The organism is Rugamonas brunnea, assembly GCF_014042345.1.
Classification (GTDB): Bacteria; Pseudomonadota; Gammaproteobacteria; order Burkholderiales; family Burkholderiaceae_D; genus Rugamonas; species Rugamonas brunnea.
Genome location: NZ_JACEZT010000005.1, coordinates 331,390 through 341,874, shown reverse-complemented (window position 1 = coordinate 341,874; position 10,485 = coordinate 331,390). Strand labels below are relative to the sequence as shown.

Annotated in this window: 7 protein-coding genes; 2 read left to right on the top strand and 5 right to left on the bottom strand. The window is 67.2% G+C overall.

Going from position 1 to position 10,485, the window contains the following annotated elements; translation table 11 throughout:
* Window positions 1–366 precede the first annotated feature (366 nt).
* Window positions 367–1,872, top strand: a complete 1,506-nt coding sequence (locus H3H37_RS10565; RefSeq protein ID WP_182162118.1) for an HD domain-containing phosphohydrolase — start codon at window positions 367–369, stop codon at window positions 1,870–1,872.
* A gap of 52 nt (window positions 1,873–1,924) precedes the next feature.
* Here the strand turns inward: H3H37_RS10565 and H3H37_RS10560 are convergent, their stop codons facing one another.
* From H3H37_RS10560 to H3H37_RS10550, 3 genes are all read right to left on the bottom strand, one after another.
* On the bottom strand, window positions 1,925–2,518 hold the full coding sequence (locus H3H37_RS10560; RefSeq protein ID WP_182162116.1) for a nitrogen fixation protein NifQ: 594 nt from the start codon (window positions 2,516–2,518) through the stop codon (window positions 1,925–1,927).
* Between the two features lie 245 nt (window positions 2,519–2,763).
* On the bottom strand, window positions 2,764–4,749 hold the full coding sequence (locus tag H3H37_RS10555) for a GAF domain-containing sensor histidine kinase (protein ID WP_182162114.1): 1,986 nt from the start codon (window positions 4,747–4,749) through the stop codon (window positions 2,764–2,766).
* Between the two features lie 108 nt (window positions 4,750–4,857).
* Window positions 4,858–5,352 (bottom strand): hypothetical protein, encoded by a 495-nt coding sequence (locus H3H37_RS10550; RefSeq protein WP_182162112.1) that lies wholly within the window; start codon window positions 5,350–5,352, stop codon window positions 4,858–4,860.
* A gap of 680 nt (window positions 5,353–6,032) precedes the next feature.
* On the opposite strand from H3H37_RS10550, the gene H3H37_RS10545 reads away from it, so the two are divergent.
* Window positions 6,033–6,425: a hypothetical protein gene (locus tag H3H37_RS10545; protein WP_182162110.1), complete on the top strand. Its 393-nt coding sequence runs from the start codon at window positions 6,033–6,035 to the stop codon at window positions 6,423–6,425.
* 133 nt (window positions 6,426–6,558) lie between these two features.
* On the opposite strand, the gene H3H37_RS10540 is transcribed toward H3H37_RS10545, so the two are convergent.
* Entirely contained in the window at window positions 6,559–9,558 is a 3,000-nt protein-coding gene (locus tag H3H37_RS10540; protein WP_182162108.1) for a CHASE domain-containing protein, read from the bottom strand.
* Between the two features lie 137 nt (window positions 9,559–9,695).
* Window positions 9,696–10,412: a 7-cyano-7-deazaguanine synthase QueC gene (gene queC / locus H3H37_RS10535; protein ID WP_182162106.1), complete on the bottom strand. Its 717-nt coding sequence runs from the start codon at window positions 10,410–10,412 to the stop codon at window positions 9,696–9,698.
* Window positions 10,413–10,485 lie beyond the last annotated feature (73 nt).

Here is a 10,485-nt window from a genome sequence, read left to right as displayed (position 1 = left end):
GACCGACAGGCGCGACTCTCATCGTGGCGCGGAGTACATCTCCAATTAGACGCCGGATAGATTTAAGCGAGCCTTCTTACAGCATACAAAAAATCAGCTTGCAAAAAAGAGGGTGACCATAGATTTTCTTTGCGTGACGATAGCAATATTGCTAAAAATGAAGTAATGTCTGGTCAGCATAGTACGCCGATGTTGTTTGAGCAGCAGGAAACATTATTGCTTGTTGTTAATGATGACGGCTTGGGACTACAATCGAAAAAGTGTGCCTGAAAAATGCACACCGCGAAGTTTTGCCTGGAGTGAAATGCCCTATAGGCTGCGCCTTTAGTATTGTGTCAGTTGTGCCCTTTTGCGGAACTCGTTCTTATGTCTTTCCTGTCTACTGCGTCGCCCAAGTTACCGCCATGGAAAATCCTGTTGGTGGACGACGAGCCCGATATTCATGACATCACCAAGCTGACCCTGTCCCGCTTCCGCCTCGAAGGCCGCGGCCTGACCTTCGTGCATGCCTACAGCGGCGCCGAGGCCAAGCAGGTGCTGGCGCGCGAGAGCGATATCGCGCTGGTGTTCCTGGACGTGGTGATGGAACGCGAGGATTCGGGCCTGGAAGTGGCGCGCTGGATGCGCGAGGACCTCGACAACCAGTTCACCCGCATCGTACTGCGCACCGGCCAGCCCGGCCAGGCGCCCGAGGAACGGGTGATCGTCAACTACGACATCAACGACTACAAGGAAAAGACCGAGCTCGACCGCACCAAGCTGTTCACCACCACCTTCGCCGCCCTGCGTGCCTACCGCGACATCATGAAGGTCGAGGAGGCGCGGCGCGCCTCGCAAAGCTACCGCGAGGGGCTGGAACGGGTGATCGCGGCCTCGGCCCACATCTTCCAGCAGCGCAATTTGAAGGATTTCGCCAACGGCTTGCTGCAGCAAGTGGTGGCCCTGCTGCGGCTGGAGAACAGCATGCTGCTGCGCCTGCGCGGCGCCACCGCGATCGGCGGCGAACATGAATATGAAATCCTGGCCCAGATCGGCGACGACGACGGCGCCATCCTGAGCCCGGAACTGCTGGCCCAGCTCGACGACGCCGAGAGCAACAAGATCTCGCGCATCCAGGGCGACATCTACGTCGGCTACTTCCCCAACGCCAGCGGCAAGGCCTCGCTGCTGGTGCTCAAGGGCGTGGAGGAAATCTCCGAGATCGACGCCAAGCTGCTCGAAGTGTTCTGCTCGGGCGTGGCGATCGCCTTCGACAACATCCTGCTCACGCAGGAAATCACGGACACCCAGGCCGAACTGATCCTGCGCCTCGGCGACGTGGTCGAATCGCGCTCGAACGAGGCGGGCAACCATGTGCGCCGCATGTCCGAGATCGTTCACCTGCTGGCCACGGCGGCCGGCATGTCGGAGGATGAGACGGCCGTGCTGCGCCACGCCGCGCCCATGCACGACATCGGCAAGATCGCCACCCCGGACGCCGTGCTGCTCAAGCCGGGCAAGCTCGACGCGGCCGAATGGGAGATCATGAAGCAGCATCCGGCCGTGGGCCTGTCCATCCTGGACGGTTCGCAGCGCCCCATCCTCAAGGCGGCCGCCGTGATCGCCCACCAGCACCACGAGAAATACGACGGCAGCGGCTACCCGCAAGGCTTGAAGGGCGAGGACATCCACCTGTACGCGCGCATCGTGGCCGTGGCCGACGTGTTCGATGCACTCATGCACAAGCGCTGCTACAAGGAAGCGTGGCCGGTGGAACAGGTGGTGGCCCACTTGCGCGAAGTGGCCGGCCAGCACCTGGACCCGGTCTATGTCGAACTGCTGTGCAAGAACATCGACAAGGCGCTGGCCATCAACGAGCGCTTCCCGGACTAGCGCGCCGCCTCACGTCGACGGCCGCGCATCCCCGGCGGCCACCACGCCCGTCTCACACGAAGCCGGCGCCCAGCCGGGCGGCCGGCGCCGCGCCCAGTTCGTGCATCAGGAAGTGCTTCCACTGGCCGCGCCCGCCGTTGCGCACCGTCAGCGGCCCAAAGTAGCGCCGCAACAGCGTCTCCAGTTCCTCGCGTCCCGACAATCCCAGGTCTTGCCACAGGAACCGCTGCCCAAGGCAAGCGGCCGCCAGCGCGCGCGCCAGCCAGTCCGCGTGCGTGGGGTCGGCGTCCGCGCCGCGCTGCGCCATCAGCAATGCATGCAGGCGGTGGAACTCGGGCGGCGTGCAGGCCAGCAGCGCCGCGTATTTGCGCTCCGGGATGGGTTCGTGATAATCGAGCGCGGGAAAACAGCAACCGGCCATCCGTAGCAACGACGACTGGGCCATGCCCAGCGTGCGCACGAACAGCGGCAGTTCGCCATCGCGGGCGCTGCGCAGCACGCCGGCCAGCGCGGCCAGCAGCAGCGGCTCCGGCTTCAGCGCGGCGGGGGCGACGGGGGCGTCGGCGCGGTCGCCAAAGTCGGCGGGATCGACAAGTTCGGCGGTCGGCAACAGCACGGCCGCCACGAAGGGAATGGCTCCCGTCATGGCGCGGCACGCTGCGCGCTAGCGCGTGGGGTCATGGTGTCTCCTTTATTGTGGTCGCTCCATATACGCAAGCGCGTATCAGAGGCGTTTCACAATCTTAATATACTTGCTACACATTTCGCGTAAAACGTGAAGCTTGCAATTGTGAACACAATCAAATAAACAACACCATCGCGGCCAGCCATCATGGCCCCGCTATATGCGCGCGCCCATGTCAGCCGGGGCTGGGCGCCGCTGGCCGGCGATCAGGCCGGTTCCGCCTCCGCCAGTTCCGCCGGCCCCTGCTTGCGGCGGGTGCGCGGGAAGCGCAGCTTGTAGTGCAAGCCCATGCCCGGTGCGCTAACCACCTTGACCGTGCCGCCCAGCGGCCCCGTCACGAGGTTGTACAGGATGTGCGCGCCCAGGCCGCTGCCGCCGGAGCCGCGCTTGGTGGTGAAGAACGGGTCGAACAGCTGGGCCAGCGTGGTGTTGTCCATGCCGATGCCATCGTCGCTGTAATCGAACAGCACATAATCGCCGTCCAGCTTGCCCGTGATGCGGATCTTGCCCTCCTGCCCCTCGCCATAGCCGTGCACCAGCGAGTTGACCACCATGTTGGTGACGATCTGCGACACGGCGCCGGGGAAGCTTTCCATGTGGATGTCGGGCGCGCAATCGATCTCGACGGCGACCTGCTTGCCCTTGAGCTTGGGCTGCAGCGACAGCAGCACTTCATCGAGGTATTTGCGCAGGTTGAAGGCGCGGATCTCGTCGGACGACTGGTCCACGGCCACCTGCTTGAAGCTGCGCACCAGCGCCGCCGCGCGCTGGGTGTTGGTGGTCATGATACGCAGCGACTGGTCGACGATGTCGAAGAAGCTGTTCAAGCCGTCCTCGTCGAGCGTGCCGGCCGCCAGGTCCTCGCGCGTGAGCTTGAGTTCCTGCACCAGGTGGCTGGTGGCCGTCACGCAGATGCCCAGCGGGGTGTTGATCTCGTGCGCCACCCCGGCCACCAGCCGGCCCAGCGACGCCAGCTTCTCCTGGCGCACCAGTTCCGACTGGGCTTCCTTCAGGGCCGTCAGGGCCGAATTGAGGGCCGCGTTCTGTTCCTCCAGCGCTTCCTTGGCCTTGCGGATGGCGCGGTCAGCCTGCATGCGGGCGATGGCCACGGCCACGTGGTTGGCCATGAAGGCGAGGATATCGAGGTCGGCCTGGGTGTAGATGACGTCCGGGTCGTAGCTCTGGACGATGATCACGCCATAGATCTTCTCACCCAGCAGCATGGGCGCGCCCATCCAGCTGGCGATCTCCACGCTACCCATCGGTTCTTTCAGCTCGCCGCTGGCCACCAGGGCCGCGTAGCCGGGACCGTCCAGCAGCACGGCCTGGCGTTTTTGCAGCACGTAGGAACTCATGCCCTGCCCGTAGGCGAAACGCTTGACGGGCGCCTGGGCGTCCTTCTCGTCGACGAAATACGGGATGGTCAACTCGTGCCGGTCGGGATGGTAGAGCGCCATCAGGAAGTTACGGGCCGGCACCAGCTCGCCGATGATCTCGTGCAGGCGGCGGTTCAGCGTGGCGCCGTCGACGGTGTTGGCCGACAGGTCGGCCAGCTGGTACAGCGCGTGCTGGATGCTCTCGGCGCGACGCCGCTCGGCCACCTCGTGCGCCAGCAGGGCCGTGCGTTCGCGCACCGCCTGTTCCAGCCGGTCCACGCTCTGCAAGCCTTGCAGCGCGCTCGATATGCTGCCGGCGATCAGTTCGAACAGCGCCTGGTCTTCCGCGCTGAAGGTGTGTTCCTTGTCGTAGCTCTGAATCACGATGGCGCCCAGCGGCACGTGGTTCTGGTCTAGCAGCGGGCAGCCCATCCAGTGCTCGGCCGTGGTGCCCACGCCCCAGGTGCTGCCGGCGAACGATTTGGAGATGGCTTGCTCGGCCGTCATCACCAGCGGCACCCGGTGCAGGATCACCCACGCGGTGGGCGATTGTTCGGGCGAGGCCAGCTTGAACCAGGTGTCGGGGTCGGGCGCGGCGTCCGCCTCGTCGACGAAATAGACGAAGCGCACCATGTGGTTGTCGTCGCCGCCCTGGTCGGTCAACGCGACGAAGAAGTTGGCGGCGTACATGATCCGGCCCACCGCCGTGTGCACCCCCTCCAGGAATTCCGTGACATTGGTACAACGGCTCGACAGCCGCCCGATTTCGAGCAGCATGGTTTGCACGGCTTCCAGGCGGGTAAGACGACTTTCCATCGGTTTTTCCTATGTTTGCAGATGCACACAGGAAATACTAGCAGGTCGCCCGACGATAGGGCCAGTACTCTTTGCGGCCCCGGCGGGCAGCAGCGCGGCGGCCGTGCGTTACGGCCGGCGGTAGTCGTTGGCGACCCAGGCCTCGGCGCTGGCCACGGTCAGCTTGAAGGTGGGCGCCACGCGCACGCTGGCCAGTTGCTCGCCATAGCCGTCCCACGCGCTCAGGGTGGCGTAGGGATCGTCCTCGTCGGGCACGATGTCGAGGTTGACCTTGAGCTGGCCGGCGTCCGTGCTGACGGACACGCTCTTGTGCAACTGCGCGTGCAATTGCTGCTCGTGGCGGCGCAACACCTCGTTGGCCGTCTTGACCAGGGTATTGAAGGCGTTCACGTCCAGCGGCTTGGGGTTCTTCTTGTCGCGCCCCATGGTCCACGGGCCCACCAGCGCCGGTTCCGGCTCGCCATCCTTGATCATGGCCACGGCCCAGCCCTCGTCCTCCTCGTTCTTGATCACGCGGGCGGTCCAGCCATTGCCTTGCCACAGGCGGTCCTCCTGGACGAGGGCGTCATCGGATTCGTGAAAGTCTGGGGCGTCGGTCGGCATGGCGGGCGGCTCGTGTGAAAGTACGGGGCCGTCATGATAGACGAAATCGGCCCGGTCCGCCGCTCCCTGCGCAGCGCGCGCACGCATTCAGGACCAGGCCGGACGGCCTGATCCTGTCACGCTACCTGTGGATGGCTGGGTGAGCGGCTCAGCGGCGCCTGCCCGCGCACGACAGCGCGGGCCGGGGCGGCGGCGTGATCGGCGGGCGCAATGGCGTCACGCGCGGATCGATGGCCGGCTCCGGCATCTGGTAGACGAAGGGATTGATGATGATGGGCGGTATCGTGGGCGGCGCCGAAGGCGGCCCCTTGGGCCCGTTCGAGCATTGTTGTGCGCTACGCTGGCGCTGTGCCCGGTTGCAAATCGAGGATATCGATTGACCCTCGCTAATCTCTAGCCATGCCATGTCGCCCTCCGTATGACTGATCAGACTTTCAGTATAGGCAGGCATGTCTTTAGTTCAAGGGAAAAGGCCGCCTGGACGCGGTCCTTTGGCGCCGCCTTGTCCGGGATCAAGCACCGCCGGCTACCGTTGAGCGCCGCCAGCCTGCCGTCCATCCCGCCAAAGCGGCGCTCCGTCGCAATCGCGTGGCGCGCCGTGCCGCGCCGCCCTACAGTGCAACCATGCCTGACGCGCGTTGCGCCCCGCAGGCCAACAACATCACAACAAGAGGACCGCCATGAACCTGTCTGCCAAAAAACTGATCCCCCTCACCGTATTCGCCCTGCTGGCGGCGGCCGTCTGGTACGCGCTCGCCACCGGCGACATGCACGTGAACGTGGATGGCGACGAGATCGACGGTCCGCTGGGCGCCCTGCTGGCTGTGCTGTTCGGCGGCGCCGGCATGGTGGTGGCCGCCGTCGCCCTCACCTGCGTGGCCGTGTTCGTCAGCCTGCTGTTCGCCAGCCTGGGCGTGCTGATGGTGGTGGGCTTCGCCCTGCTGACCTTGCTGCTGGTGGCGGCCATCTCGCCGCTGTTGCTGCCGCTGTTGATCCCGGTCGGCATATTCTGGTGGTACTCGGCGCGCCAGCGCAAGCAGCGCCAGGCGCCATCGCTGGAACACGCCGTCTGAACCGGTGACGCGGCAGGGCCGCGCGGCCGCACGGCCACCGGCCCGTGCAGCCATCAGCCCAAATGACCAGATAAGCCAATGCAGGAACGGCCACGCGCTCAGGCCGCCAAGCCGGCAGCCAGCGGCCCCGGCCTCAGCCGGCCGGCGGCATCCGTTCCACCCGGTTGCGGCCGCCGCGCTTGGCGCGGTACAGGGCCTGGTCGGCCCGGATCAGGGCCTGGTCCGCACTGCTGTCGGCCGCGCTGAGGGCGGCGATGCCCACGCTGACCGTCACCGGCAGGGGCTGGCCGTGCACCTGCAACGGCGTGTCGGCGATGCGCTGGCGCAGGCGCTCGGCGAAGGCGCCGGCCGCGTCCAGGTCGGCGCCCGGGAGAAGGATGGCGAATTCCTCGCCGCCCACCCGCCCCAGCATGTCGATCTTGCGCTGGCTGTCGCGCATCAGGCCGGCCAGGTGGCGCAACACGGCGTCACCGGTGGCGTGGCCGTATTCATCGTTGACGTGCTTGAACAAGTCCAGGTCCAGCATCAGCACGGCCGCGCAGCCGCCCACGTCGCGCTGCAAACGGGCTTGCTCGGCGTCGAGCTGGCGCATGAATTCACGCCGGTTCGGCAAGCCCGTCAGGAAGTCGGTCGTGGCCAGCACCAGCAGTTCGTCATTCATGCGGCGCCGCTCCGTGATGTCGACCGTCGAGACGATGATGAAGTCCAGGCTCAGCGTGTGGCCCGGCATCACCAGCAAGGTCAGCTCGTTCAGGCGCGACTTGCCGTCCAGGCGCTGGAAGCTGCCCTCGCAGGCGAACAGTTGCTGGCCGCCGGCCAGCGCCGCCACGGCCCGCGCGAAGGCCGGCATGGCGTCGGCGTCGAACAATTGCGCCAGGCTCAGCGCGGCCAGATCCTTGCCGCCCGGCGCCGCTCCCACCTGGGCCAGCGCGGCGCCATTGGCGTCGAGGATGCGCACCAGCCCGGCCAGCCGGCGCAGCTCGCCCGGATGGGCTTGCAGGTAGCGCCCCGGCTCCTCCGCCCCTTGCAGGGCCAGCTCCGACAGCGCGGCCCGCACGCCCGACCAGTCCTGCTCCCACAAGGCCACCGGCGCGTTGTCATACAGGCTGCGGAAACGCGCCTCACCCGCGCGCAACGCCTGCGCGGCGCGCGCCTGCTCGATGGCGATGCCGGCCAGCCGCGACGCTTGCTCGATCAGCGCGATGTTGGCCAGGCTGGGCCGGTGCGGCTGGCGGTGGTAGATGGCGAACGTGCCCAGCACCTTGCCATTGGCGCCCAGGATGGGATCGGACCAGCACGAAGCGAGCCCGGCGCGCGCGGCCAGCGCCGCGTTGCCGGCCCAGGCCGGGTCATGGCCGATATCCTCGACGATCACGCGCTGGCCGGTCTGGGCCGCGCGGCAGCAACTGCCCTCCGTGCTGTGGATGGACATGCCGTGCACGGCCGCGTTGAAGAAGGCCGGCAGACTGGGCGCGGCGCCCACCAGCAAGTGCTCGCCCGCGTCGTCCAGCAGCAGGACGCTGCACAACATGCCCGGATGGTCGGCCTCCACGCTCAGCACCACGCTTTCGAGGATGGTTTGCAGCGGCGCGCCGGTGGCCAGCAATTCGAGCACCTGGCGCCGGGTCTGCTCGCGCTGGGCGTTGCGGGTGGCGTCGGTGACGTCGCGGAACGACCACAGCCGCGCCGCCTCGCTGCCCAGCGTCAGGCTGCGCGTGACCTGTTCGATCACGCGCCCGTCCTTGGTGCGCAGCAGCGTGCTGTGCGGGCCGCGCCGCTCCACCACCGGCCCGCCGGCCGGCGTGCCCACGTGGCGCAGCGGGGTGTCGCCCACCAGCTGCGACGCCATGTGGGCCAGCAGCACGGCGCCGTCGGCCTGCCAGTCGAGCTGTTCGGGCAGATTCCACAGCTCGCGGAAGCGGCGGTTGGAATCGAACACGGTGCCGTCCAGGCTGTCGACGAGGATGCCGTCCACGGTCGAGTCGAGGATGCTGCGCAACATGACCTGGCTGCGCTGGGCCCGTTCGGCCAACTGCTTGAGCGAGGCCTCCCCTTCGCGCAGCTCGCTGGCCAGCCGGTGCGCCTGGGCCAGCGCCATATTGGCCTGGGCCCGGCTGCGCGCCAGCAGCCACGCCAGCCCGGCCAGCAACACCGACAGCGCCAGGCCGCCACCGCCGATCAGTTGCGCCTTGCCGATGCTGGCCGACGCGGCCGGCGCGGCGCCGATGCGCAGGGTCCAGCGGTGCCCGGCCAGCCGCATGCTCTGCACCGTGTGGCGGGTCCAGGGCCCATGGCCGGCCGCGCTGTCGTACATCAGGGCGTCCGGGTCGTGGCCGTCGCCATCGTAGATCTCCACGTCCAGCCCCAGGCCACGGCCCCGGTCCAGCCCCGCCATCACTTCGACCATACGGAACGGCGCGTAGACCCAGCCACGGATGGCGGCGCGGCGCTGGGCCGGCGTGGCGTGCGGCAGGTGGCTGTGGTAATCGGGCAACATGATCAGGAAGCCGGACTGGCCGCCGCCGGCGCCGTCCTGCAACAGGCGGATGCGGCCGCTCATGGCCGGCTCGCCCGAGTCGCGCGCCTGCACCAGCGTGGCGCGCCGCACGGGCTCGGACCAGGAATCGAAACCGAAGGCCAGCAGGTTGTTGCCGCTGAACGGCTCCAGGTACACGACGGGCGCGTACTGCTCGCGTTCGCCGGGCGGGAACAAGGCGTAGTCGGGAAAACCTTCGCTGCGCATGGCCGCCACATGGGCCGCGCGCTGGGTCCCGGCCACCAGCCGCATGTAGCCCACGCCGTGGATGCCGGGCAGGTGCATGCTCAAGCCCTGCCCTTCCAGGTAGCGGTGGAACTCGGTGCGGTCCACATAATCGGAACTGGCGAACAGCCCTTGCACGCCGTACAGCACTTGCAGGTAGGCGTCCATGCGCTGGCCGATGCTGTTGACCAGCTCGCGCACACGGAAATCGAACTCGGTCTGGGCATCGCGTTCGGCGTCGGCGCGGGCGTCGCGCCACAGGCCGGCCGTCAGCACCAGCCCGCTGGCCAGGATCACGCCGGCCAGCACGGCCGGACGCAGCAAGGCCTGCAGCAACCGGACGACGGGAGGTCGGGAAGCGGGGGAGGTCATCTGCGATCATCGCCTCAGGTTGGGAGCGCCAGTAGCGCGCCGGCACGGGACGGCCACGGCCGCCCCTGCAGCGATAGTACGTGAGAGAGTGCCACCATGCAACGCACTTAATGCGTGCTAGCAACAACGGAAGCGCGTCAGGCGGCCGGCGCCTCGGTGCCGGCGTACTGGCGGTAGCCACGGGCGCGCAGGGCGCAGGCCGGGCAGGTGCCGCAGCCATAGCCCCAGTCGTGCAGCGCGCCGCGCTCGCCCAGGTAGCAGGTGTGGGTTTCGTCGCGGATCAGGTCCACCAGCGCCGACCCGCCCAGTTCGTGCGCCAGCTCCCAGGTCTGGCGCTTGTCGCGCCACATGAGCGGGGTTTCCAGCTTGAAGCGGCTGTCCATGCCCAGGTTCAGCGCCACTTGCAGCGCCTTCATGGTGTCGTCGCGGCAGTCGGGATAGCCGGAGAAATCGGTCTCGCACATGCCGCCCACCAGCACGCTCAGGCCGCGCCGGTAGGCCACCGTGGCGGCCACCGTCATGAACAGCAGGTTGCGGCCGGGGACGAAGGTGTTGGGCAGGCCGTTGGCCTGGGTTTCGATGGCGATGTCGTGCGTCATCGCCGTTTGCGAGATGGCCGAGATCAGCGACAGGTCGATCATGTGGTCCTCGCCCAGCTTGGCGTCCCAGGCGGGATTGTGGGCGCGCAGCTTGGCCAGCACGGTCGGGCGCACGGTCAGCTCGACGGCATGGCGCTGGCCATAGTCGAAGCCGATGGTTTCCACCCGGGCGTAATGGTGCAGGGCCCAGGCCAGGCAAGTGGTGGAGTCTTGCCCGCCGCTAAAGAGCACCAGGGCGGTATCGGTAGGTAGCATTGCGGTCTTTCTGTCGGTGTTGCGGTGGTCGAACGCAACATTATAAGTACGCCATCGGTTTAGGCAATCCGGT

Coding starts and splice junctions, on each gene's coding strand:
- H3H37_RS10565 (WP_182162118.1), top strand. CDS start 367: ATGTCTTTCCTGTCTACTGCGTCGCCCAAGTTACCGCCATGGAAAATC.
- H3H37_RS10545 (WP_182162110.1), top strand. CDS start 6,033: ATGAACCTGTCTGCCAAAAAACTGATCCCCCTCACCGTATTCGCCCTG.
- queC (WP_182162106.1), bottom strand. CDS start 10,412: ATGCTACCTACCGATACCGCCCTGGTGCTCTTTAGCGGCGGGCAAGAC.
- H3H37_RS10540 (WP_182162108.1), bottom strand. CDS start 9,558: ATGACCTCCCCCGCTTCCCGACCTCCCGTCGTCCGGTTGCTGCAGGCC.
- H3H37_RS10555 (WP_182162114.1), bottom strand. CDS start 4,749: ATGGAAAGTCGTCTTACCCGCCTGGAAGCCGTGCAAACCATGCTGCTC.
- H3H37_RS10550 (WP_182162112.1), bottom strand. CDS start 5,352: ATGCCGACCGACGCCCCAGACTTTCACGAATCCGATGACGCCCTCGTC.
- H3H37_RS10560 (WP_182162116.1), bottom strand. CDS start 2,518: ATGACGGGAGCCATTCCCTTCGTGGCGGCCGTGCTGTTGCCGACCGCC.